The sequence below is a fragment of the Neopararhizobium haloflavum genome, assembly GCF_002750855.1.
Taxonomy (GTDB): domain Bacteria; phylum Pseudomonadota; class Alphaproteobacteria; order Rhizobiales; family Rhizobiaceae; genus Georhizobium; species Georhizobium haloflavum.
Map to the genome: position 1 here is coordinate 439,337 of NZ_NWUC01000002.1, position 24,869 is coordinate 464,205.

Here is a 24,869-nt window from a genome sequence, read left to right on the forward strand (position 1 = left end):
CTGGCAACCGTTTGGCGGCTTTCATTTCGTCCTCAATATCGGTTACTGTCCGGCCCATGCGACGATTGGGAGCCTTCTTCGTATGGCAGGTTTGAAATTCTCGGGCTGGGGGATATCCGAAGGCGGAACCAGCACCGATATTCACAAGCTATCGAGCCCGCTCGTCTTCTTCTGGAGCATGTTGATCTTCCTGATCATCGTGGGTTTTCTGGCCGCCATCCTTTACCGTCAGATCCAGGCAGCCTTCGTCACCAATCCGGGGCTGAACGGTCTCATTCTCGGCGTTCTGCTGATCGGCATCCTGCTGGCCTTCAATCAGGTCCTGCGTCTCAGGCCTGAAGTGCGCTGGGTGAATTCCTTCCGGGCGGCAGGCAGCGCCGAAAAAGCGGGGCGTGAACCCGTGCTGCTGGCGCCCATGCGGGCTTTGGTCGGGCAGCGGCAGGAGATGGCGCTCTCCACCTCATCGCTGCGCTCCATTCTCGATTCGATCGCCACCCGCCTCGATGAATCGCGTGATACATCGCGATATCTCATCGGTCTTCTGGTCTTTCTCGGCCTGCTCGGCACCTTCTGGGGGCTTCTGGATACGATCGGCTCGATCAACAGCACGATCCAGTCGCTCGATCCAGGCAGTGGGGACACCAGCGACATTCTCGCCAGCCTGCAGGCCGGGCTCTCCGCGCCGCTGGGCGGCATGGGCACCGCGTTCTCCTCCTCGCTCTTCGGTCTCTCGGGCTCTCTGATCCTCGGCTTCCTCGACCTTCAGGCTGGGCGAGCACAGAACCGGTTCTACACCGAACTGGAAAACTGGCTGGCCACCGTGACGGATATGGACTCCGAACGCCTCGCCGCAGACTTCGCAAAAGAACCGGGCAACAGCGACGAACTGCGGCTTCTCACGGAACGCCTGCAGGCGCTGTCGCAGGAAAGCGGCATGTCGCAGCGCTCGACCACCGCGATGGCCAATCTGGCCGAGGGCATTCAGGGTCTGGTCAAGAACATGCGGTCCGAGCAGCAGATGCTCCGGGACTGGATCGAGGCGCAGCAAAAGGAATCGCGCGCGCTGCGCAACACGCTGAACGATCTTGCCGAGCGCATGGAACCCGGCGACAAGAGCAGCGAGACCTAACGCCATGGCGCTTGCCCGCAACCGGCGTCGCGAAAGGACCGTCGACTACTGGCCGGGCTTCGTCGATGCACTGTCGACGTTGCTGCTCGCGATCATGTTCCTGTTGTCCGTCTTCGTGCTGGCGCAGTTCCTGCTCAGCCGGGAGATCAGTGGACGCGACGTCGTTCTCAACCGGTTGAACAGCCAGATCAACGAACTGACGCAACTGCTGGCTCTGGAACAGGCCGCCAGTCAGGATGCCGAGGATGCACTGGCCAATCTGCGCGCTTCGCTTTCGCAATCGGAAGAGGAACGCTCACGACTCCAGCAATTGCTTGATCGCAACGAGGGGGTCTCCTCGGAAGCGGAAAACCAGATCGGTTCGCTGGAACAGTCCCTCGACGAAGAACGCCAGATGAGCCAGCGGGCTCTCAGCCAAGTCGAACTCCTCAACCAGCAGATTTCCGCCCTGCGCAGCCAGATTGCCGCATTGGAAGGCGCGCTGGATGTTTCGGAGGACCGCGACGAAGAGGCCCAGGCGCGCATCGCGGATCTTGGCCGGCGGCTCAACGTGGCGCTCGCCCAGCGTGTGCAGGAGCTCAACCGCTACCGATCAGATTTCTTCGGCCGGCTGCGCGAGATTCTATCGGATCGCGAGAATATCCGCATCGTGGGCGACCGCTTCGTCTTCCAGTCCGAAGTTCTGTTTCCTTCCGGGGGGGCCGATCTCAATCCGGCAGGCGAAGAGCAGATGGCGGAACTGGCGACGGCCGTGCTGGAGCTCGCGCAGGAAATTCCCTCCGACATCAACTGGGTCCTGCGCGTCGACGGGCACACGGACAACGTCCCGCTTTCGGGCACCGGACAGTATGAGGACAACTGGGAGCTCTCGTCGGCACGCGCGACGGCCGTGGTCAAGTTCCTGATCGAACAGGGTGTTCCGGCCAACCGACTTGTTGCCGCCGGTTTCGGGGAATTCCAACCGATCGTCGAAGGCGACAGTTCGGAGGCGCGCGCGACGAACCGGCGGATCGAATTGAAACTGACCGAGCGCTGACATGGCAGAGCGGCCGACCCTCCATGCGGGACAGAAGCGGTGAATGTCGCGTCGTGGCTTGAGCGAACGGCGCGGATGCATCCCGACAACGCCGCCTTGCTTCTTGGAAGCACGGTTGTCGCGGACTATCGGAAATTCCGGCAAGAGGCTGCGTCGGTGGCTGCAGGTCTCATCGCCGCCGGTGTTGCGCCCGGCGACCGGGTGGCAATTTTCGCGGGCAATTCGGTACACTACCTGCGCGCGCTCTACGGGATCTGGTATGCCGGCGGCGTGGCCGTGCCGATCAATGCCAAGCTGCACGCGAACGAAGCCGCCTGGATCATTGAGAACGCGGATTGCAAGCTGGTCTTCGTCGAACCGCGATCAAGGCCGGCGCTGGACAAGCATTCGCCGGCCATCACCTCGCTCGACGATGTCGAGCTCGCCCCCCTTATGGATATGGCGCCTGTCGACGCGCCCATAGCGCGCGAGGCGAGCGATCTATGCTGGCTCTTCTACACGTCGGGTACGACGGGTCGCCCGAAGGGCGTGATGATCACCCATGGAAACGTCGCCGCTATGACAGCGTGCTATTTCATCGACGTCGACACGGTTGAGGCAGAAGATGCCGCCCTTTATGCGGCGCCGCTCAGCCACGGGGCCGGCCTATACAATTTCATGCACGTCATGCGCGGCGCACGCCATGTGATCCCGGCCTCCGGCGGGTTTCGGCCGGACGAAATCTTCTCTCTGGCTCGGGCGCTCGGACGTATCCATATGTTTGCGGCCCCGACGATGGTGAAGCGTCTTGTCGCCGCATCGCCGGGAAAAGAGGACACGGCCGGCATCAAGACGATCGTTTATGGCGGGGGACCGATGTATCTGGCCGACATCATCGACGCCACCCGCGTGCTCGGGCCGCGCCTTGCCCAGATCTACGGCCAGGGTGAAAGCCCGATGACGATCACGGCAATGGCAAAGTCGATGGTCTCCGACCGCAACCATCCGCGATGGCGCGATCGACTTGCCTCGGTCGGGCGAGCGCAAAGCCTGATGGAGGTCGGTGTCATCGGTTCGCAGGGGCAGTCACTTCCATGCGGCACCGTTGGCGAAGTCGTCGTTCGCGGACCAGCTGTCATGGCCGGATATTGGCGCAATCCAGATGCCACGGCGGCGGCGCTGCAAGACGGCTGGCTGCGGACAGGTGACATGGGAAGCTTTGACCAGGACGGCTTTCTGACGCTCAAGGACCGCTCCAAGGATGTGATCATCTCCGGCGGCACGAACATCTATCCACGCGAGGTCGAAGAGGCATTGCTCTCGCACGAGGCCGTCGCGGATGTCTCCGTCATCGGAGCGCCGGACGACGAGTGGGGCGAAATCGTCGTCGCTTATGTCGTCCTTCGTGATGGAGCGACAGCAGACGAAGGCGCGCTCGATGCCCATTGCCTCGAATCGATTGCGCGGTTCAAGCGACCGAAAGCCTATGTCTTCATGGATCGGCTGCCCAAGAACAATTACGGCAAGGTCCTCAAGACAGCGCTGCGCGAGGATTGGCGGCAACGGGCCTGACGGCTATTTGGCTGCCTGCAGGTATTCATCCCAACCTTGTTCGAACTGGAGCCTCGCCAGGCGTGCGTAAACGCCATCGCGGCGGACAAGCGCCTGATGCGTCCCCTCCTCCACGACACGCCCGTGGTCCATGACCAGAATGCGGTCGGCCTTCAGGACTGTTGCCAGACGATGGGCGATGACAAGCGTTGTGCGGCCCTTCATCAGGCCCTCCAGCGCACGCTGAACGAGCGTTTCGCTTTCGGCGTCGAGCGCGGAGGTCGCCTCATCGAGCAGCAGGATCGGCGCATCCTTCAAGATGGCGCGGGCAATGGCGATCCGCTGCCGCTGACCGCCTGAAAGGGTGATGCCGCGCTCGCCCACCATCGTATCGTAGCCATCCGGCAGCTCGCGAACGAAGCCATCGGCGAGCGCAGCGATGGCCGCACTGTGGATCGCCGTTTCCGCGGCCTCTGGCCTGCCAAAGGCGATGTTCTCGCGCACCGTACCGGCAAAGATCGTGACGTCCTGAGGGACAATCGCGATACGCGCGCGGACTTCGGCCGGATCGGCCCTGGCGATGTCGATCCCATCGACCCGCACCCGGCCGGACATTGGGTCGTAAAAGCGAAGCAACAGCGAGAAAAGCGTGCTCTTGCCGGCGCCAGAAGGCCCGACAATGGCGACGGTCTCTCCGGGCCTAATAAAAAGATCCAGCCCGGAAAGGATCGGCAGATCGTCTCTTGCGGGATAGGCGAAAGAGACCTTCTCGAAAGCCACCGATCCGGTGGCCGGCGCCGGCAACGGAACGGGATCGGCCGGTGCGCGTATGGCCGGCACTTCATCGAGAAGTTCCGACAGGCGTTCTGCAGCACCGGCCGCCTGCGAAATCTCGCTCCAGACTTCCGAAAGCGCGCCGAGGCTGCCGGCTGCGAACAACGAATAGAGCAGAAACTGGCTGAGCGTGCCGGGCGACATCGATCCGTCCAGGACACGCTGCGCGCCGAACCACAACACTGCGACGACACTGCCGAAGACCATGCAGATCGCAAAGCCCGTCAAGCATGCCCTGGCGCGAACAGCATCCCGGGCCGCCGAGAAAGCGGATTCGACAGCATCGTTGAAGCGCTGGCCGGCGACGGGTTCGTTGTTGAACGCCTGAAGCGTGCGCGAGGCGCCGATCGCCTCGCCGGCATAGGACATGGCATGGGCGAGCGTATCCTGAGCGGCACGCGAACGACGCCGCACGGCCCGTCCGAAGGCAACCAGAGGAAAGACAATGATCGGAATGGCCCCCAGGACGAGGCTCGACAAGCCTGGACTGGTGACGATCATCATTGCGATCGCGCCGATGCACAGGATGGTGTTGCGCAAGGCGAGCGAGGCGGTGGCGCCGACCGTCGACTTGATCTGCGTGGTGTCTGCCGTCAGCCGCGAAACGATCTCGCCGGATTGATTGACATCGTAGAACGAGGAAGAGAGCCGGGTGACGTGCGCGAACACATCGCGCCGCAAGTCCGAGACCACGCGCTCTCCGAGCGTGATGACAAAATAGTAACGGCACGCGCTCGCCAGCGCGAGCAGCACCGCGATGAGAAGCAACATGAGGAAGTAGTTGTTGATGAAATTCGCGTCGTCGGTCGAAAAGCCGTGGTCGATCATGCGGCGCACGGCGAGCGGCAAGGTCAGCGTCATGGTGGCGGCCAGCGCGAGAAAGACCAGCGCTCCGGCAACGAGCTTGCGATAACGTAGTACGTAGGGAAAAAGCCGCGCCAGGGGCCGGACCGATCGGCCCCTCGTCTTCGTCTCAATTTCTGCCAACCGCCCGGACTCCAGCATGTTCACCCCGGATTCGTCCCGCGGGGCCTTGTTATCGAATTTTCCTTCCTGTATAGGCTCGCCATCAAATTAGGAAGCCGTGACCTTGATCGGCGGCGCTCCATCACCCATTTGGGCCGATTTGCCGCAACGCATGCTGGTCTGCGCGCCCTCGAACAGTCAGGACCTGAGACGATGAAAGCCGATACGCATCCCGACTATCACATGATCAAGGTGATCATGACAGACGGCACGGAATACATGACCCATTCGACCTGGGGCTCCGAGGGCGACACCATGACGCTCGAAATCGACCCCAAGTCGCACCCGGCCTGGACCGGCGGCAACCAGAACCTTCTGGACCGCGGCGGCCGCGTCTCCAAGTTCAAGAAGCGTTTCGAAGGCCTCGGCCTCTAAGACCTGCTTCTGCGCTGAATGGAAAAAGCCCGGTTCGACCGGGCTTTTTTTGTTTGACCGTATTGAGAATATTGCCGGCTCAGTGCCGCGCAAACGCCGTTTGCAGCAGCGAGATTTGTGCCTGGACGCTGTTCTCGTTGTCGGGACGCAACTCGTCTGTCTGGTCGACGTTGTAGATTTCCCGGTCGAGCATCGCGACACGCGCCTGCAATCGGAGCGATCGGGCGACGAGTTCGCGAAACGCTTCGGGCAGATCGTCCCAGCCGGGCGCCGTCGTGTCGACCGTAAAGCTCTCGATGCGGACCTTGTTCTTTTCGGAGATGACCTGGTCGCGCGTCATCTCTCCATTGTTGACGGCGCGCTGCAGAAGGAGCCAGGAGGCCATCTGCATCAGCCGCGTCGTCAGTCTCATCGATTCGGCGGCATAGAGGATCGAGGCCATTCGCGGCAGATCTTTCGAGGACTGCCGACCGGGGCCGTCCAGGTAACTCGCCGTCTCTTCAACAAGACCCATTCCTTCCGCATACAGCGACTTGAAGGGCGCAGAGCTGGCGACATGACCTGCAAAGCTGATCGTGTTCGTTTCAATATCTTCCATTGAAGGCGCTTCCCTTGGGCACGTCTTTTTGGCTGGTCCGAACACGCGCGTTTGGCCCATTGAGGTCTAAACACACGAGTCGTCGGGACGTTCCGTCCGATCTAGAGCTAGAATGGGACGGCGGCACGGTCGGAGGCAAGAACGTAATTAAGAAAGGGTTAATGTCCACAACGCGGCTTGGCAAGCGGGACGCGCAAACGCGGGCGCTGGACAAAAAAAGAGCCGCAAATGCGGCTCTCGAGAGTTTAACAGGGAGGCGTCAAACAGAGTGACCAGCAGTCAGTCTGCAAAGCATCCAGAACGTCTGGATGTTTCGATTAAACACCACCACGATTAACAAACACTTAACAGGCTAATTTTTCCTAGAATCTTCGAGGTCGTAGAATGTACGACCTGATCAGCGAAAGAAGCTCTCTGCGGCGGCTCGGCTCGCCGACTTTGCCTGACGTTCTGCTTCGAGACGCTCGATCTCACGTTTCAACGCCGCGATTCGTTCTCCAAGTTCGTCGGCCGACAGCAACGTCAGATCGGCGCCGATTTCATGCACCTTGGCCAGCGGCTTGGGTTCCTCATCGAACATTGCCATCGCACCAGTCCTCGCATCGTCGGCAGTGGCCGAATTGTCCCCTGCCCTCGCCATGACCCCATGACAGGCACTATAAGACGAAGCCTGGCAATGCGAAACAGGACGGAATGCTGATGAGTGGAACGATGAAAGCCGTTGAAATCACCAAGCCCGGCGGACCGGACGTGCTGGCGATCGTTGATCGCCCGATGCCTGAGCCCGGCGCCGGCGAGGTGCTGATCGCGGTCAAGGCGGCAGGCATCAACCGGCCGGACTGCCTGCAGCGGGTCGGTGCCTATCCTCCCCCGCCCGGCGCATCCGATATTCCGGGCCTCGAAGTTGCCGGCCAGATTGCGGCTGTCGGCGAAGGCGTCACCGCATGGTCTGTTGGCGAAGCGGTTTGCGCGCTCATCGCAGGCGGCGGATATGCGACCCATTGCGTGGCTCATGAAGGCAGCGTTCTGCCGATCCCCGGCGACCTTTCCATGGCCGAGGCGGCCGCAGTGCCCGAGACGTTCTTCACCGTTTGGCACAACGTCTTCGAGCGCGGCGGCTTGAAAGGTGGCGAGACATTGCTGGTTCATGGCGGCACGTCCGGGATCGGGACCACGGCGATTCAGCTTGCCAAGGCATTCGACGCACGGGTCATCGCGACGGCAGGATCGAAAGAAAAATGCGAGGTCTGCCGTGACCTTGGTGCCGACCACGCGATAAACTACCGCGAGGAGGATTTTGTCGACGCGGTCAAAGCGGTAACGGATGGCCATGGCGCAGATGTTATCCTGGACATGGTGGGTGGCGATTACATCAGCCGCAATTACAGCGCGGCGGCGATCGAAGGACGCATCGTGCAGATTGCCTTCCTCAACGGACGCAAGGCCGAGGCAGACTTTTCCAAGCTGATGATGAAACGTCTGACCCATACCGGGTCCACCCTTCGAGCGCGCGATGCGGCTTTCAAGGCGCGTCTTGCAGCAGAGCTGAAGTCGAGCGTGTGGCCCCTCATTGCGTCTGGCCGGGTCAAGCCTGTCATGGATACGATCTTGCCATTCGAGGACGTAAAAGCAGCCCATGCACGCATCGAGGATACAAGTCATATCGGCAAGATCGTTCTTGAGATGCGATGACCATGCGCGAAACCGATCGGCGGCGCGGCGCGTAGACATGGCAAGGTTCCCATACCTTGTCTGATCGTCATCCCATACCGGTTCTCATGCGCCTCATGCTTCATCTCCTCGTCCTCCTCGTCGTCGTTGCCGCACTGCTCTTCGGCTATACGCGCTGGCAGACGGGACGTATCGAAGCGCTGTATCCACCGGTCGGCAGTTTCGTCGAGCTGGATGGGTATCGCATGCATGTGGTGCATGAAGCGGCCGAAGGCGGCGACCTGCCGCCGATCGTTTTCCTCCACGGGGCCAGCGGCAATCTGCGCGATCAACTCACCGCGTTCCGCCAACCGCTTATGGGACGGGCGGAACTGCTTTTCGTCGACAGGCCCGGTCACGGCTATTCGGAGCGCGGCGGCCCCGAGAACGCCTATCCAGACGGACAGGCCCGGGCAGTCGCTGCCGTGATGGACAAGCTGGGCATCGAAAGAGCCATCATCTCCGCGCACTCCTTCGGTGCTGCCATTGCCGCCAGCTTCGCCCTTCAGTTTCCCGAAAAGACCGCCGGGCTTCTCTTTCTGGCCCCAGCCACGCACGCCTGGCCCGGCGGTGTCGCATGGTATTATGGCGTGGCGCGCTCGTCTTTCACCGGAGCGGCGTTCACCAGCCTCGTGTCGCTACCTGTGGGCATGGGACGTGTGGCGAGCGGGACGCGGTGTGTTTTCGCGCCCAACCCGATGCCTGCAGACTATGCCGAGGAGACTGCACCGGCCTTGGTGCTGCGCCCGTCGGCGTTCCGATACAACGCAACCGACGTCGCCAATCTCAACGCCTATGTCAAAGGTGCCTCACGTCAGTACCCCGATATCGATGCCCCGACGATCATCATCACCGGCACACGCGACGATGTCGTCGCCCCGGAGATCCATTCACGCGGCCTGGAACGCGACATTGCCGATGCGAAGCTGATCCGTATCGCCAATATGGGCCACAAGCCGGACTATGTGGCAAATGACCTCGCCGTCGCTGCGATCGAGGTTCTGGCGGGAATGGAGCGCGATCTTGACGGGCTGGCCGATGCTGTCGAGGCACGGGTCGCAGATGACGACGAGAAATGCTGATCAGATGCCGGACTGGCCGTCCGAGCCGATATAGGCGATGCGCAGCATGTTCGTCGCGCCGGGCGTCCCAAGCGGCACGCCGGCGGTGATGATCAGCCTGTCGCCGGGGTTTCCAAAGCCTTCGCGGTGGGCGATGCGACAGGCCCGGTCCACCATGTCGTCGAGATCGGTCGCATCCTCGGTCACGACGCAATGAAGTCCCCAGCAAACAGAAAGCCGCCGCGCCGTGTGGATGACCGGCGAGAGAGCCAGGATCGGCGTTTCCGGGCGCTCGCGCGAGGCGCGCAGTCCGGTCGTGCCCGATGAGGTGTAGCAGACGATCGCCGACAAATTCAGCGTTTCCGCAATCTGCCGCGCTGCAAGTGAGATGGCGTCGGCACCAGTCGCCTCCGGTTGGGGGCGCTGCGCGTAGATGATGCTGGGATAATTGGGGTCGCGCTCGACCTTTCTGGCGATGGCCGCCATGGTGCTTACGGCCTCGACGGGATAGTCGCCCGCAGCGGACTCGGCAGACAGCATCACCGCATCGGCGCCTTCGAAGACCGCAGTGGCGACATCCGAGACCTCGGCGCGCGTCGGCACGGGCGCGGAGATCATCGATTCCAGCATCTGTGTCGCGACGACAACAGGCTTTCCTGCGCGTCGGCAAGCGCGCGTCAACTGCTTCTGAATGCCCGGCACGGCCTCGATCGGCATTTCGACCCCGAGGTCGCCTCGCGCGACCATCAAGGCGTCGGACAGTTCAATGATTTCATCGATGCGCTCAAGCGCCTGCGGCTTCTCGATCTTGGACATCAGCCCGGCCCGGCCGCGCACAATCTTGCGCACCTCCGCAAGATCTTCCGGCCGCTGGATGAAGGACAGCGCGATCCAGTCGACCTCTTCGGTCGCGATTACCGCCTCAAGATCCTTGCGATCCTTTTCCGTCAGCGCGCCGGTGCCAAGGGTGCTGTCCGGCAGGCTGACGCCCTTGCGGTCGGATATGTGCGTGCCGGAGACGACGACGGTCTCGATCGAACGGCCATCCGTCTTGACAGCCTTGAGCTGAAGACGGCCATCGTCGATCAGCAGGCGATGCCCTGGCTGGACCGCCTCGAGAATTTCCTTGTGCGGCAGGTTCACCCGCGTGCGATCGCCTGGCGTGGGGTCATCATCCAGCGTGAAGGTATCGCCGATCCCCAGTTCGACCTTGGTGTCCTTGAACTTTCCGACCCGGAGCTTCGGGCCCTGAATATCGGCAAGAATGCCGATCGGGCGGCCAACGGCCTTTTCGACATTGCGAATGCGACCGATGAGCTGGCGCATGATGTCATGGCTGGCGTGGCTCATATTGATGCGAAACAGGTCGGCGCCAGCTTCATAGAGCTTCTGGATCATCGCCTCTTCGGACGATGCCGGTCCGAGTGTGGCGAGGATCTTGACCTTCCTGAGACGCTTCATTCCTGGGAGCCTTCCTCGTCATTGGCTGTGGTGTCGGCGTCGTCGCTCGGCGATGCATCGCCATCTTGCGCGCCGTTCGTTTCGTCGTTCCCGGCGGACGGACGGTCTCGGGCCGGGTTCGCCGCGCCATCGGGCTCATCGGGGATTTCCTGAACAGCACCTGGCACGTCAGAGAGCTGCACCATCCAACTGCCCTGCCGGCCCGTATCGTATTCCTTGAATTCCATGCGCTGATAGCCGCGGGCAACGCAGTCCTGCACGCCGACGATCTTGAACTCGTCGTCGGCTACGCACATGTTGATTTCACCTGCCCAGCGCCCGCCCCGCGCCGCATCCTCGGCGTAAAGGTAGTAATAGCGCGATTGCAGTTGCCCTTCGATCAGCGTCGCGCATGAGGTCGCGGGTATCTGCCACCAGCCCTCGGTCACCCAGCCGTCCGACGCGCGATAGCCGATCGCAACCCCGACGAGGTTCTGGGTACCATTGCAGACCCTGAAATCGGCACGGGCCGTTTGGGATTGCCCGGCCAACGCCACGAAAGACAGCGCGGCAACGGCCGAAAATCGTAGGAGCCATGACATGGGGCGTACGCTCGCAGGCACGTGGTCGATCGATTTTCCCGTTTGATTCATCATGTTGGTTGTGCGCTGCGGCGGACGGATTGTCAACGAAGCGCAACCCATGAATGCGGCTTTCGCAACCGATGGCGGGGCCCTTTAGGCCCCGGTTGACGGGATTGTATCGGCCCAGCTAGAAACTGCTTCAGACAATCGCCATCTGTCGATCAAGGCATGCGGCAAGCGAAGGGAGAACGATTGTGAGCGCATCGGATGTGAAGCACACGCTGGGGCTTGACGAGGCAAAGCGCACGGAACTCGAAGCGGCCGCCTTCAGGCGCTTGTTGGCCCACTTGCGCGAGCGCACGGATGTTCAGAACATCGACCTGATGAACCTGGCCGGTTTTTGCCGGAACTGCCTGTCCAACTGGTATCGCGACGCAGCCGAGGCTGACGGCATCGCGATGACCAAGGACCAGTCCCGCGAGATCGTCTACGACATGCCTTATTCGGAGTGGAAAGCCCGCTTTCAGAGCGATGCCACGCCAGAGCAAGAGGCTGCTTTTGCGGACACACCGCGTCACGAGTGAGCACAAGCGTCACGAATTGGTCTTGACGACGGCGCCACTTCGCGGCACCTCATCGCCGAGCCGGAACCAAGGCCGGCACCTTCCAGGGCAGACGAACAGGAGTTAGAGCGATGTCCGACACAGGCGGCGTCGCACGCGACCAATTGCGTGCATTTGTCGAGCGGATCGAACGCCTCGAAGAGGAAAAGAAGACGATCGCGGACGATATCAAGGACGTCTATGCCGAAGCCAAGGGCACAGGCTTCGATACAAAGGCGCTGCGCAAGGTCATCTCGCTGCGCAAGATCGACAAGGATGAGCGCATGGAGCAGGAAGCGATCCTCGATACTTACCTGCACGCTCTGGGAATGGGCCCCGCGCCGAGCGAATAATCAGCGCCTGGGCGCACTGCTTGCACAAGGCCGCGGCTGGCTCATCCAGCCGCGGCCTAACTTTATGCGCGGTCGGCAGCGAATGGCTTCAGCTGAGCGGGCGCTCAGTCGACACGAAAAAGCCGCGGCCCAAATCGCGCCGCGGCTTGATCAGTCAGCGAATGATGCGTCAGTCCGCCTTGGCGAAGCGCGCGACGCTGAGGAAGTTGACGGCGGCGCCCGTGAAGCGGTTGGCTTCAACGGTGGTTGCCGAAAAGCCCGTCGTATAGACCGTCTCCGGCGCTGCCCTCAGTGCCTTGTTGACAAAGCGCGGCGACTTGACTGGCTCGGTTACGGTGGCCAGACGGGTCTGGCTGATCGCCCAATCGGAAACCATCGTTTCGGTCAGGTCGGGTTCGGTGCGGACCGCCTTGGGTTCTGTGCGGCGGGCATCAGCCGCCGTCGGGCGTCCGCCCTTCAGCGGCGTGTTACCCAAGGTGCTGGCCATACGTTCGGCGAGAGCGCCATTCGCGGCCGGTGCCGAAGACGATGGATCGAGCGCTGCCATTTCGACAGGCTGAGTCACCTCCCCACCGGATGACCGGGCGTCGCTGGCCGCGCCGTTTCCAGCGACGTCAGACCCGGCTTGGCCGCTGTCCTCGGCCGATCCATCGCCCGATGCAGCACGAAGGCTCGCCATCTGCGGACGATCCGCCGGGACAGGAGCAAGTGCGGTTTGCAGGGCCGATTGACCATCAGGCTCGATCGAAGCTTCCGCCATCAGGACGTCGGTCACGTCGCGACCTTCGAAGGCCGGTGCGTCGTCGGCAGCGAAAACGCTGATGCCGGATCGGTCGGCAAGGAATTCGGGCACCGGAACGCTATAGGCCGCAAGGTCCACGAACTCCGGTTTCGCCTCGGGCTGAACCTCGGCAACTTCGCTTTCCGGCGTCGGAGCGGGAAGCGTTGCGGCTGCAAGGCTTGCTGCGGGAGGCGGTGTCGTCTCGCCAACGAGTGCGAGAGCGGCGACCTGCGGCGGCGGAACCTGGCCTATGACAGGTCGATTGACCGGGATGGGTGCGCTGCGTGATGCCGGAAGGACAGAGGCAAGCGCACGCTGCGGCGCCGGCTGCGGCGGCGTTGGCTGCTGCACTGCGGCAGGCTGTGCCTGCGGCTGAGGTGCCGACGACGCGATTGCTGTCGCATCTTCGTCCTCGTCACCATTGTTGCCGAAGAGCATTGCCAGAAGATTGCGGCGGTTTCCGCTCGAGCCATCGCCTGCGCCGCCACCGGCGACTTCGATGCCGCTGGCGCCGACCCGGCGCTTGTAGTCAGCGAGCGCCTGATCGTAACCGGCCAGTTTCCTGCCGTCTGGCGGCAGGTGAAGCGTCTTGCCGTCAGGGAAAAGAGACGCCAATTGCTGACGGCTCATGCGCGGCCAGGCACGCACACTGCCAACGTCCAGATGCACGAAAGGCGAACCGGAGTTCGGATAGTATCCGACGCCGCCAACCTGGAACTTCATGCCCAATTCGCGAATCTTGCTGATCGACACGTCGGGGAGGAAGAAGTCCATAGCCTTGCCAAGCGTGTGCTGGCTGTTCTTTGCCACGCCAGATGAGCGCGAACGCAACATGTTGTTCGTCTTGGGTGAACGATAGGCCGAAACCACATAGATATAATCGCGCGAGCCGGACGCCTGATAGACTTCCCACAGGAGGTCGAACAATCGCGGATCCATTTTGGTCGGTTCGTTTCGCCGCCAATCGCGGAGAATATGGTTGAGCTGGTCGAGACCACTTTGCACAAAGCGCCCGTTCTTCTTGAACGTGATCTCGGCGCGTTCCTTGGTATGAGTGAAATGAATCTTCAACGATCGCGTTTGCGCCTGGGCGCCCGTGGTGCCCAGGGTAAATACGGTCGCGACGAACGCGGCCATGAGGGTCCAGCAGACCGTTCTTGAGACAAGCCGCGAAACCGAGGCGTAACGCACGCCACCGCTTTTCGCCGCGCTATCGATGCACCCCGAATTGACTGGCAAAATCATCCCCACACGCAGGTTTTCATTCCCGTCATACCGCAATGCCCGATCTTTACGGTCGCACCGTGGCGGGCCGGCAACACAGACGGCCAAGGCTGCAATGTTAGTGAATGAATAGCTAACAACACCTAAACAGTCAAAGCAGTCGGGAATTTTATCGCGTGCGGGACATTCAAGGCCCAGCGCAAGGAAGCATACTCAACGCGTATCCGTGACAGCCTCAACGCGTGTGCACGACGGGATTGCCCGCATCGATACCGTAATCCTTGAGCTTGCGGTAAAGCGTCGAGCGCCCGATCCCGAGCCGCCTTGCCACTTCGCTCATCTGGCCACCATAGAATTCCAGGGCAAAACGGATGAGTTCCTCCTCAAGCGCCGCTATGGCTCGCACGTCTCCGTCCTCGTCAAGCGCGTCAAGCGTCGCACGCGATTCGGAACGCAGGGTCCGCCCGGACAGAAATGTCGGCGTGGCATAGGCGCCCTCTCCGGCAGCGGCAACCGGTTCCTGAAAACCAGGGTTGGCCGGCGGAGGGTCAAGCGACAGCAACGGCGGAGCCTCGGCGAGCGAGACACGCTGCCCGTCGCCGGCTTCACGCACATCGTATCCCGGCAGCTGCGCGGCGATCTGCGGGAAGAAATCGGGCGTCAGCAGCCCGTCGTCGCAAAGCACGACCGCACGGAAGACGGCGTTCTCCAGCTGACGCACGTTGCCTGGCCAGTCGTAGGCCGTCAGCATCGCCAGGACCTCCGGGCTGATCGATACCGGCCCGCGCAACCTGTGCTCGAGCGCGAAACGGTCGGCAAACGCCCGAACCAGCATCGGAATGTCTTCCTTGCGGTTCCTCAGGGGCGGCACGAGGATAGGGAAGACATTGAGACGGTAATAGAGGTCTTCACGGAAACGCCCGGCCTTCACTTCTTCGATGAGGTTCTTGTTGGTTGCGGAAATCAGCCTGACATCGACCTTGGCGCTCTGGCGTGCGCCGACGGTCTCGACCTCTCCGTCCTGAACCGCGCGCAAGAGCTTGACCTGAATATCGAGCGAAAGGTCGCCGATCTCGTCGAGGAACAACGTGCCGCCATTGGCCTCGACAAATTTGCCGCGATGCTTCTCCGTGGCTCCCGTGAAGGCGCCGCGCTCGTGACCAAACAACACGCTCTCGACCAGCTTGTCCGGGATGGCGCCGCAATTGACCGTGACGAACGGCTTTCCCCGGCGCTCGCTGGCCCGCTGTATCGCACGCGCGATCCGCTCCTTGCCGACACCGGATTCGCCCTCGATGACGACCGGGATGTTCGAGGATGCCGCACGCTCGGCCAGATGCATCACCCGTTCCATCGCCGGGCTGGCCGAGACGATGTCGCTGATCGACCGATCGGGGCGACGCGGTGCCCGGTTGCCGCTCTCATCGACCTTCAGGGCGTTCCGGATGGAAACGGCAAGCCGCTCCGGCGAAACCGGCTTTACGACGAAATCGAACGCGCCGGCGCGCATGGCATCGACAACGGTATCGATACCGCCATGGCCGGTCTGCACGATGACAGGCGTGCGGTTTCCATTGGCCTCCATGCGGCGCATCACCTCAAGCCCGTCCATGCGCGGCATCTTCAGATCGAGCACAATGACCGAAAATTCGGGCCCGCCCGCATCCATTGCCTCGAGCGCCACGTCACCGTCCTCCGCGGCGATGACGGAGCCGCCCATCTGCTCGACAGCTGCCTTGAGCAGCCGGCGCTGAACGGGATCGTCGTCGACGACGAGGACGTGGGGGTTTGCTGACTGGTCCATGATCGGTAGGAATCTGCCCTTGAAGGTTCTGGCGCTTCCCACGACATTCCCATAGGAGCTTGAAGATGAACTTGCCGGAACCATTCGCATTTTAACGGTCGCGTTCCAGAACGACGCGGATGCGTCGTTGCGGGACGGACGACCTGTTTCAGAACAGAGGAAAGATTGCCGATGACTGTCGCACAAGCCGGATACACCGCCCTTTCGCCGCGGTCCGCCGCTGCCCATGAGCAAGGTGCGGGCGAGCCGTTCGGCCCCCTGCCGACATGGAAGCTTTCCGATCTTTATCCCGGCCGCGACTCCGATGCGTTGAAGAACGATCTGGCCGCCGGGATGTCTGACGCGCTGGCCTTCGAAAAGAAGTGGCGTAGCCAACTCGCAGCGGCGGCAGAAAAGGATAGCGATAACGGGATCGGCGCTGCGATAAGGGAGTATGAGGCAATCGAGGAGCGGCTCGGGCGGATCATCTCCTTTGCAGGCCTCCTTTATTTCTCGGATACGAGCGACCCGGCCAACGCGAAATTCTACGGCGACATCCAATCCAAACTGACCGATGCGAGCTCGCATCTGCTCTTCTTCGGCCTTGAGCTCAACGCGATCGACGATGCATCCATGGACGCGGCAATGGCGCGCGACACCCTGACGGGGCATTATCGGCCATGGATCGTCGATCTTCGGAAAGACAAGCCTTACCAGCTGGATGAAAAGATCGAACAGCTCTTCCACGAGAAATCCATCACCGCGCATGGTGCATGGAATCGTCTGTTCGACGAGACGATGGCGGCGCTGCGGTTCGACGTGGACGGCGAAAAGCTGAGCCTCGAACCGACGCTGAACCTGCTTCAGGACCATGACGGGGCCAAACGGGAAAAAGCTGCGAAAGCGCTGGCCGCGACCTTCAAGGAGAATCTGCGGACCTTCACGCTGATCACCAACACGCTCGCCAAGGACAAGGAAATTTCCGATCGCTGGCACGGCTTCAAGGACATCGCGGATTCGCGGCATCTGGCGAACCGGGTGGAGCGGGACGTGGTCGACGCACTGGTGGAGGCGGTGCGCGATGCCTATCCGCGCCTGTCGCACCGCTACTACGCCATGAAGGCGCGCTGGCTGGGCATGGATCAGATGGATTACTGGGACCGCAATGCGCCCCTGCCCGATACCCCGCAAACGCCGATCTCGTGGACCGAGGCGCGCGAGACGGTGCTGTCCGCCTACGGTGGCTTCGCACCGGAAATGGCCGAGATCGCAGGCCGGTTCTTCGACAAGGACTGGATCGATGCCGAGACGCGGCCCGGCAAGGCACCCGGCGCTTTCGCCCATCCCACCGTTCCGTCGGTCCATCCCTATGTTCTCGTCAACTACATGGGCAAGCCGCGGGACGTCATGACGCTTGCCCATGAACTGGGCCATGGCGTGCATCAGGTCCTTGCCGGCGGCCAGGGCGCGCTGATGGCCTCAACGCCACTGACGCTGGCTGAAACCGCCTCCGTCTTCGGCGAGATGCTGACGTTCCGTGCGCTGCTCGATCAGGCAAAAGACAAGCGCGAGCGGAAGGCGATGCTCGCCCAAAAGGTCGAGGACATGATCAACACGGTGGTCAGGCAGATCGCCTTCTATGATTTCGAGCGCAAGGTCCACACGGCGCGCAAGGATGGCGAACTGACTTCCGACCAGATCGGAGAATTGTGGCTCTCAGTCCAGTCCGAGAGCCTTGGACCGGCGATCCGGATATCGGAAGGTTATGAAACCTATTGGGCCTACATTCCGCACTTCATCCATTCGCCGTTCTACGTCTATGCCTATGCATTCGGCGACTGTCTGGTGAACTCTCTCTACGCTGTCTACCAGAATGCCGAGGAAGGCTTCCAGGCGAAGTATTTCGAGATGCTGAGAGCGGGCGGCACGAAGCATCACTCCGAATTGCTGGCACCGTTCGGTCTCGACGCCTCGGATCCTGCGTTCTGGGGCAAGGGTCTATCGATGATCGAGGGGCTGATCGACGAGTTGGAAGCCCTCGATCGGGATAAAGAGGACGGCTAATGCCGAGCAGGGAGGCCTTGGCGCATCCGGTCCACACCCCTTACGACGGTTCTTCAAAGCCGTTCTCGATCGGCCTCAAACCACTCGACCTCACGGCGTGGTTCGAGATCGACCAAGACCTTGGCCGCTATCAGGGAGAGAAGGAGCGTTTGTGGGCGGATAACCGCCATCAGGTCTACGCCCAAACGGAGGGCTCGCTCCCAGCGCAGAATGAAGCCCTCCGGCTGATCTCCAGGCAGTTGCCCATCCAGCGGCCGGACATTTACCAGCGGGCCGGCGAACTGATGCGCGTGAGCGAGCGCGTGACGGTCGATCTTGCGGACGATGCGAGCCCGCCGCTCTGGCGCGCGGCGCGCCTTGTGCCGGACGATCTGGTGATCATGCAGAAGCACGACGACGGCTGGCGGCTGACGGCAGCCTCGCTGTCCTTCCCCTCGTCATGGTCGCTGCGGGAAAAATTCGATCGCCCCATTCAGGACATCCATGAGACCGTGCCGGCCTTCGGGCGGGGTACCCGCAATGCGATGCTCATTGACCGGATCTTCGACAATCTGCAGCCGGACCATCCCGTCTGGCGGCTGAACTGGTCGATCTATCCCGACGACCGGCTGCACCATCCGAAAACGAAGACCGAGCGGGGTTCGGATTTCGTCCCGCAGGTGGAGCCGGGCTCGACATTCATCCGTGTCGAAAAGCAGACGCTGCATCGACTGCCCCAGACCGGCGCGATCCTCTTCACGATCCGCATCTATGTCGATCCACTGACTGCGCTGTTGGACCATGGCGAGGGAGAGCGTCTGGCGCGCGGTCTTCGCCAGCAGCTGGAAGCGCTGGATGCCGAGCAGATCGACTACAAAGGCCTGGCGCCGCGGCGCGCTGCGCTGATCGCGGCTCTCAGCCGTATCGAACAGTCAAGTTGACGGGCCGCGTCCGCGGCCGGCTTTATTGTGACATGAAAACGTGCTTTAGCCGGGCATGATCACGGACGGGCCGCATCGCGCCCGCAATCAATCCACGAGCGCAGGAGCATCGGACCATGGCAGGCAAGGAATACCCCGTATACGGCGAAATCGACGGCCCGATCGTCATGATCGGGTTCGGATCCATCGGACGGGGCACGCTGCCTTTGATCGAACGGCATTTCAAATACGACAAGGATCGTCTGGTCGTCATCGATCCGCGCGCCGACAACGAGGAAATCCTCAAGAAGCATGGCGTCAAGTTCATTCAATCGGGCGTGACAAAAGAAAACTACAAGGATTTGCTGACCCCGCTCCTGACTGAGGGGCCCGGTCGCGGGTTCTGCGTGAATCTTTCGGTCGACACGTCGTCTCTCGACCTCATCAAGCTGTGCCGGGAACTGGGCGTTCTCTATATCGATACCGTGGTGGAGCCGTGGCTCGGCTTTTATTTCGACAAGAGCGCCGACAACGCCTCGCGGACAAACTATGCCCTGCGCGAAACGGTACGTCAGGAGAAGCTGAAGAACCCGGGCGGACCGACTGCCGTTTCGACCTGTGGGGCCAATCCCGGCATGGTCTCGTGGTTTGTCAAGAAAGCCCTCGTGGACCTGGCGAACGAGTTTTCGATTGCGTTCGAGGAGCCGGCGCAGGACGACCGACAGGGATGGGCCGAACTGATGGCCAAGGCGGGCGTCAAGGGAATCCACATCGCCGAACGTGACACCCAGCGCACGAAGCACCCCAAGCCGATGAACGTCTTCTGGAACACCTGGTCGGCCGAGGGCTTCATATCCGAGGGGCTGCAACCCTCGGAACTGGGCTGGGGCACGCATGAAACCTGGCGCCCGGACAATGCCAAGGACCACAAGGACGGATGCAAGGCGGCGATCTATCTCGAACAGCCCGGAGCGAACACGCGGGTGCGCACTTGGTGCCCGACGCCCGGCCCGCAATACGGGTTCCTGGTCACGCACAACGAGTCGATCTCGATCGCGGATTTCTTCACCCTCAAGGACGACAGCGGCAACGTCGTCTTCCGACCGACCTGCCACTATGCCTACCATCCGGCCAATGACGCGGTGCTGTCGCTGCACGAAATGTTCGGCAATGGCGGCAACCAGCAACCCAAACTGCACGTCCTCGACGAGGACGAACTGGAAGACGGCATCGACGAACTCGGCGTCCTGCTCTACGGCCACCAGAAGAACGCCTATTGGTACGGGTCACGTCTTTCGGTCGAGGAAACACGCGAGATCGCGCCCTACCAGAACGCGACCGGCCTGCAAGTGACGTCGGCTGTCCTGGCCGGCATGGTCTGGGCGCTGGAGAACCCCGAGGCGGGCATCGTCGAAGCCGATGAGATGGACTACAAGCGCTGCCTCGACGTGCAGATGCCTTATCTGGGACCGGTCGAAGGACACTACACCGACTGGACGCCGCTCGAAGGGCGTCCGGGTCTCTTCCCGGAAGACATCGACGAAAGCGACCCCTGGCAGTTCCGCAACGTCCTCGTCCGCTAGGGACGACAGGCGTATTGCTTTCACATGGACCGCAATGCATCCTCGCATTGCGGTCTCGCGGTTCATTCGTTGCAAATCTGCCACATGGCGATCCTGCGCTTGAATGGGCCCGGAACCAAGGCAATAGCTGCGCATTGCGTCGGCGGGGGCTTTGACAAGCCCGAACTCAACGGGAGACACCACGATGAATCGTTACCTTCGCCTCTCATGCCTGGCCGGCATGGCCGTTCTGCTCGCCGCATGCCAGTCCGCCGGGCCGAACCGTCAGCTGGTTCTGCGCGAAGTGCCGCAGCAACGCGGCCCTGCCATCGAGGGCGATTGGGTCGACCCTAACGGTATCGTATCGAGCTTCAACAGCGGACGGTTCGAGACGCGCACCACGGACACCAACAGCCTGCTGGCCGACGGCAGCTACACCCTCGTCTCGGATCGGCTCGTCGAAATCGACATGACCTCGCGTGTGCGCGGGACCCAATCGCAGGTCAACTGCGCCCTCGTCAGCCCATCGCAGCTGAACTGCACCTCCGACAGCGGCTCGCAGTTCTCGCTCGCGCGGCGCGCTGCCGGCTGAAGAACCGGATTTCAGCGGCAAGAGGCAACAAGACGTCAGATCGACAAGGGCCTGGTGGCACACGCCGCCGGGCCCTTGTGCTTCAGGCCGGCACGGCGTCGCTATTTGCGCTTGATGTTGCCGGCTCTTGATGAAAGCATCCCCTGCGGCGCGGTCCGGAGCTTGTCACAAAAGCTCAACGGAATGCTGTCACCAAAGAGCGGAACGACAAGGGAGCCTTCATGATGTCCACGACCCTCCGGCGCGCAATGATCTCGGTTTCAGCGCTGGCGCTGACCACAGGCGCAGCACATGCCGATTTCACCCTCGACATCCTGCACATCAACGATCTGCATTCGCGTATCCAGGCAATCAACGCCTATGACTCGACATGCTCGCAGGAAGAGGCGGACGCAGGGGAATGCTTCGGCGGTGTCGCACGCGTGAAGACGATGATCGACGAACGCCGGGATGCGCTGACGGGAGAAGATGCGAACCTCCTCGTTCTCGATGCCGGCGACCAGTTCCAGGGCTCCCTGTTCTACACCACGTATAAGGGTGACGCCGAGGCCGAGTTCATGAACGCCATCGGTTTCGACGCCATGGCGCTGGGCAACCACGAATTCGACGACGGCCCTGAGGGTCTCGACAATTTCCTTCAGCAGGTGGAAGTCCCGGTGATATCCGGCAACACCATGGCGGCTGAAGGTTCGCTGCTCGACGGCAAGTACGAGCCCTATCTGATCAAGGAATTCGGAGAAGAGCGTGTCGGCATCCTTTCCGTCCTTGCGACCGACACCGACGAGACCTCATCGCCGGGAGACGACATCACCTTCGAAGACGAGATCGAATATCTCACGGGTGCGGTCGAGGAACTGGAAGCGGAGGGCATCAACAAGATCGTCCTGCTCTCACACGTCGGCTACGTCCGCGATCAGGAGATTGCCGCGGCGGTCGACGGAATCGACGTGATCGTCGGCGGGCACTCGCACACGCTGCTCTCGAATTCGGAAGAAGGCGCTGCCGGCCCCTACCCTACTCTGGTCGCCAACCCATCGGGCACTGAGGTCCCGATCGTTCAGGCTTATGCCTATTCGAAATATGTCGGCGAGCTGCGTGTCGAGTTCGACGACGATGGCGTCGTGACGTCGGCGACCGGCGATCCTCATCTGCTCGACAACAGCGTCGAGCCGGATGAAGAAGTCGCGGCCCGTGTCGAAGAGCTTGCCGGACCGATCGAAGACCTGATGCAGGAACGCGTGTCGGACGCGACCGGTCCCATCGACGGCTCGCGCGAGACATGCCGGGCGCAGGAATGCGAGATGGGCAACCTTGTCGCCGACGCGATGCTCTGGAAGACCGAGGACCAGGGCGTCGATATCGTCATCCAGAACGGCGGCGGACTGCGTGCCTCGATCGATGGCGGCGAGATCACCATGGGCGACGTCTTCGGCGTGCTGCCGTTCCAGAACACGCTGGCGACATTCGAACTCACCGGCGCCAATGTCGTCGAAGCGCTCGAGAATGGCCTCAGCCAGTATGAGGAACAGGCGGGACGCTTCGCGCAAGTCGCCGGGATGCGCTACACCTTCGATGCCACTCAGCCTGCCGGCGAGCGTGTCGTGTCCGTCGAGGTGGCCGACGGCGATGGCGGATTTGCGCCGATCGATCCGGAGGCGACATACGGCGTCGCGACCAACAACTATATGCGCACCGGCGGAGACGGCTATGCCATCTTCGAGAGCGAGGGCATGGATGCCTATGATTATGGGCCGGGTCTCGAGCAGGTCGTGGCCGACTATCTGCGCGAGAACGAGCCTTATGAGCCTTATCTCGACGGCCGTATCATCGATGCGAACGCCGAGGGCGGGAGCGATGCGGCCGCCCCCGCCGCGGAGGAAATGCCGGCGGAAGAGCCTGCGGACACGGCCGACACGCCAGCGGCCGAAGACATGAGCGATGAGCCGGCAGCCGCCCCGGTCGAGGAGGACATGGCGGAAGAACCGGCCATGTCCGGGGACGACGAAACGGCAGGCGAAACGACCGAACCCGCACCGGCTGACGGCGCGGGCACAGAAACCGAAGCGCCGGCAGCCGAGGAACCCGCCTCCGCCATGCCACCGCAACAGCCCGCCATGAGCGACGAGACGGGAGACGCTTCGGAACCAGCCGACGACAGCACCATGAGCGACGATGCGGCCAGCGAGGAAGGCGCCGTTGCCGATCCGATCGAGCCAGCGCCGATGGAAGAACCCATGGAGGCGAGCGGCGAACAGACGCACACGGTCGTCCGCGGCGACACGCTTTGGGACCTGGCGGAAGAGTTCTATGGCGACCCCGAAATGTGGAGGATGATCGCCGAAGCCAATCCGGACTATGCCGACGGCATGCTGGAAATCGGCGCGGAACTGATGATCCCCGCAAAGTAGCGGCGACACTTCGCCTTACCGCAAGGGGCCCGGAGCGTCAGCGTTCCGGGCCCCTTGCGTTTGGGCAATGCCATGCGACAAATTGGAATGATTGAAAAGAAGCTCGCCTGTCTTATTTCTCAGGCCACTCAATAAAGGCTCTGCGAAGCAATCATGACGCATTATCGAGGCGATTGCCGAGCCGTAATCGAGAGGGGTCGTCCTGGCGCATGAACGAGCACGTCACACCTACACCGGAGACGACGAAACCGATCGGCGATCTGCCGGCGGACCATCCCCCCGTCGCGGCGCAAAAGGTCGGTGTACTGCTGGTCAATCTCGGCACGCCGGACGGCACGGACCCGGTTTCTATGCGCCGTTATCTCAAGGAGTTTCTGACCGATAGCCGGGTGATCGAGTGGCCCAAGGCAGTCTGGTATCCGATTCTGTTCGGCATCGTGCTGAACAAGCGGCCAAAGCGTGTCGGCCTGGCATACGAACAGATCTGGAATCACGACCTTAACGAGAGCTACCTGCGGACCTATACGCGCAGCCAGTCCGATCTGCTGGCCGGCGCTCTGCGCCAGCACGCGCAGGTCAAGGTGGATTGGGCGATGCGTTATGGACAACCGTCCATTCCGACAAAGATCGAAGCCTTGAAGTCGGCAGGGTGTGAGCGAATCCTCATTTTCCCGCTCTATCCGCAGTATTCCGCGACCACGACGGCAACGGTGAACGACAAGGCATTCGAGACGCTGATGAAGATGCGCTGGCAGCCGGCGCTGAGAACGGTGCCGCCGTATCACGACGAACCCGTTTATATAGAGGCGCTGGCCAGTTCGATCGAGCGGCACCTTTCGACCCTCGATTGGGAACCGGAGGTGGTGCTGACATCGTTTCACGGAATTCCACAATCGTACTTCAAGAAGGGCGACCCCTATCACTGCCACTGCCTGAAGACGGCGCGGCTGCTGCGCGAGCGCCTCGGCTATTCGAAGGACAAGCTCGTCGCCACCTTCCAGTCGCGCTTCGGGCCGGAGGAGTGGTTGCAACCCTACACCGACAAGACTGTCGAGAAGCTCGCCAGGGAAGGCGTGAAGCGCATAGCGGTCCTCAACCCGGGCTTCGTTTCAGACTGCCTGGAAACACTGGAGGAGATCGACGGCGAAGCGCGCGAAATCTTCACCGAGCATGGCGGCGAGTATTTTACCCATATTCCCTGCCTCAACGATTCCGCTGAAGGCATGAGCGTGATCGAAGCGATGGTGCGCCGTGAACTTCAAGGCTGGGTTTGAGGCG

20 protein-coding genes and 1 pseudogene are annotated in these 24,869 nt (G+C 61.9%); 14 read left to right on the top strand and 7 right to left on the bottom strand.

Translation table 11 applies throughout. From position 1 onward, the window contains the following. The first annotated feature begins 82 nt into the window (after window positions 1-82). Genes CN673_RS06570 through CN673_RS06580 form a run of 3 tightly spaced genes read left to right on the top strand, consistent with a single transcriptional unit; the run spans window position 83 to window position 3,716 of the window. The gene (locus CN673_RS06570) at window positions 83-1,129 is read left to right on the top strand and encodes a MotA/TolQ/ExbB proton channel family protein (protein WP_099865429.1); all 1,047 of its coding nucleotides are present in this window, start codon (window positions 83-85) and stop codon (window positions 1,127-1,129) included. A gap of 4 nt (window positions 1,130-1,133) precedes the next feature. After that, complete coding sequence (locus tag CN673_RS06575) at window positions 1,134-2,165, top strand: peptidoglycan -binding protein (RefSeq protein WP_099865430.1); 1,032 nt, start codon at window positions 1,134-1,136, stop codon at window positions 2,163-2,165. Window positions 2,166-2,204: 39 nt separating this feature from the next. Continuing rightward, entirely contained in the window at window positions 2,205-3,716 is a 1,512-nt protein-coding gene (locus CN673_RS06580) for a class I adenylate-forming enzyme family protein (RefSeq protein ID WP_099865431.1), read from the top strand. Window positions 3,717-3,719: 3 nt separating this feature from the next. Here the strand turns inward: CN673_RS06580 and CN673_RS06585 are convergent, their stop codons facing one another. Beyond that, window positions 3,720-5,534 carry an ABC transporter transmembrane domain-containing protein gene (locus tag CN673_RS06585; RefSeq protein WP_099865432.1) on the bottom strand — a complete coding sequence of 605 codons (1,815 nt, stop codon included), beginning with the start codon at window positions 5,532-5,534 and terminating at the stop codon, window positions 3,720-3,722. A 174-nt stretch (window positions 5,535-5,708) separates the two neighbouring features. Between CN673_RS06585 and rpmE the strand changes: the two genes are divergently transcribed. Beyond that, on the top strand, window positions 5,709-5,930 hold the full coding sequence (gene rpmE / locus CN673_RS06590) for a 50S ribosomal protein L31 (RefSeq protein WP_099865638.1): 222 nt from the start codon (window positions 5,709-5,711) through the stop codon (window positions 5,928-5,930). Window positions 5,931-6,009: 79 nt separating this feature from the next. Here rpmE and rcdA read toward each other — a convergent pair whose 3' ends face one another. Both rcdA and CN673_RS06600 read right to left on the bottom strand, forming a co-directional pair. Beyond that, entirely contained in the window at window positions 6,010-6,528 is a 519-nt protein-coding gene (gene rcdA, locus CN673_RS06595; RefSeq protein WP_099865433.1) for a protease adaptor protein RcdA, read from the bottom strand. Between the two features lie 397 nt (window positions 6,529-6,925). Further along, a complete protein-coding gene (locus tag CN673_RS06600; RefSeq protein ID WP_099865639.1) occupies window positions 6,926-7,114 on the bottom strand; it encodes a DUF1192 domain-containing protein in 189 nt (62 codons plus the stop codon). A gap of 125 nt (window positions 7,115-7,239) precedes the next feature. Between CN673_RS06600 and CN673_RS06605 the strand changes: the two genes are divergently transcribed. Together CN673_RS06605 and CN673_RS06610 are read left to right on the top strand one after the other, a co-directional pair. After that, window positions 7,240-8,220 (top strand): NAD(P)H-quinone oxidoreductase, encoded by a 981-nt coding sequence (locus CN673_RS06605; protein ID WP_099865640.1) that lies wholly within the window; start codon window positions 7,240-7,242, stop codon window positions 8,218-8,220. Window positions 8,221-8,276: 56 nt separating this feature from the next. After that, window positions 8,277-9,320, top strand: coding sequence for an alpha/beta fold hydrolase (locus CN673_RS06610; protein ID WP_245409807.1), 1,044 nt, complete (start codon window positions 8,277-8,279; stop codon window positions 9,318-9,320). Here CN673_RS06610 and pyk read toward each other — a convergent pair whose 3' ends face one another. Both pyk and CN673_RS06620 read right to left on the bottom strand, forming a co-directional pair. Next, window positions 9,321-10,760, bottom strand: a complete 1,440-nt coding sequence (gene pyk / locus CN673_RS06615; RefSeq protein WP_099865434.1) for a pyruvate kinase — start codon at window positions 10,758-10,760, stop codon at window positions 9,321-9,323. It abuts the gene before it with no gap. Window positions 10,761-10,918: 158 nt separating this feature from the next. Beyond that, a pseudogene (locus tag CN673_RS06620) lies at window positions 10,919-11,392 on the bottom strand (DUF1036 domain-containing protein); the annotation flags it as partial. 185 nt (window positions 11,393-11,577) lie between these two features. On the opposite strand from CN673_RS06620, the gene CN673_RS06625 reads away from it, so the two are divergent. Then, a complete protein-coding gene (locus CN673_RS06625) occupies window positions 11,578-11,907 on the top strand; it encodes a DUF1244 domain-containing protein (RefSeq protein WP_245409808.1) in 330 nt (109 codons plus the stop codon). Window positions 11,908-12,017: 110 nt separating this feature from the next. Beyond that, the gene (locus tag CN673_RS06630) at window positions 12,018-12,278 is read left to right on the top strand and encodes a DUF2312 domain-containing protein (RefSeq protein WP_099865435.1); all 261 of its coding nucleotides are present in this window, start codon (window positions 12,018-12,020) and stop codon (window positions 12,276-12,278) included. 169 nt (window positions 12,279-12,447) lie between these two features. Here CN673_RS06630 and CN673_RS06635 read toward each other — a convergent pair whose 3' ends face one another. Both CN673_RS06635 and CN673_RS06640 read right to left on the bottom strand, forming a co-directional pair. Next, complete coding sequence (locus tag CN673_RS06635) at window positions 12,448-14,196, bottom strand: peptidoglycan L,D-endopeptidase MepK (RefSeq protein ID WP_099865644.1); 1,749 nt, start codon at window positions 14,194-14,196, stop codon at window positions 12,448-12,450. A gap of 322 nt (window positions 14,197-14,518) precedes the next feature. Beyond that, window positions 14,519-16,087 carry a sigma-54-dependent transcriptional regulator gene (locus CN673_RS06640; protein ID WP_099865436.1) on the bottom strand — a complete coding sequence of 523 codons (1,569 nt, stop codon included), beginning with the start codon at window positions 16,085-16,087 and terminating at the stop codon, window positions 14,519-14,521. Between the two features lie 171 nt (window positions 16,088-16,258). On the opposite strand from CN673_RS06640, the gene CN673_RS06645 reads away from it, so the two are divergent. From CN673_RS06645 to hemH, 6 genes are all read left to right on the top strand, one after another. Next, window positions 16,259-18,130, top strand: coding sequence for a M3 family oligoendopeptidase (locus CN673_RS06645; protein WP_099865437.1), 1,872 nt, complete (start codon window positions 16,259-16,261; stop codon window positions 18,128-18,130). Then, the gene (locus CN673_RS06650; RefSeq protein ID WP_099865438.1) at window positions 18,130-19,050 is read left to right on the top strand and encodes a heme-dependent oxidative N-demethylase family protein; all 921 of its coding nucleotides are present in this window, start codon (window positions 18,130-18,132) and stop codon (window positions 19,048-19,050) included. Before CN673_RS06645 ends, CN673_RS06650 begins: the two co-directional genes overlap by 1 nt. A 116-nt stretch (window positions 19,051-19,166) precedes the next feature. Beyond that, the gene (locus tag CN673_RS06655) at window positions 19,167-20,612 is read left to right on the top strand and encodes a homospermidine synthase (RefSeq protein WP_099865439.1); all 1,446 of its coding nucleotides are present in this window, start codon (window positions 19,167-19,169) and stop codon (window positions 20,610-20,612) included. Window positions 20,613-20,796: 184 nt separating this feature from the next. Then, on the top strand, window positions 20,797-21,183 hold the full coding sequence (gene omp10 / locus CN673_RS06660; protein ID WP_099865440.1) for an outer membrane lipoprotein Omp10: 387 nt from the start codon (window positions 20,797-20,799) through the stop codon (window positions 21,181-21,183). A gap of 224 nt (window positions 21,184-21,407) precedes the next feature. Next, entirely contained in the window at window positions 21,408-23,591 is a 2,184-nt protein-coding gene (locus CN673_RS06665) for a 5'-nucleotidase C-terminal domain-containing protein (protein ID WP_099865441.1), read from the top strand. 209 nt (window positions 23,592-23,800) lie between these two features. Beyond that, on the top strand, window positions 23,801-24,865 hold the full coding sequence (gene hemH, locus CN673_RS06670; RefSeq protein ID WP_099865442.1) for a ferrochelatase: 1,065 nt from the start codon (window positions 23,801-23,803) through the stop codon (window positions 24,863-24,865). Window positions 24,866-24,869 lie beyond the last annotated feature (4 nt).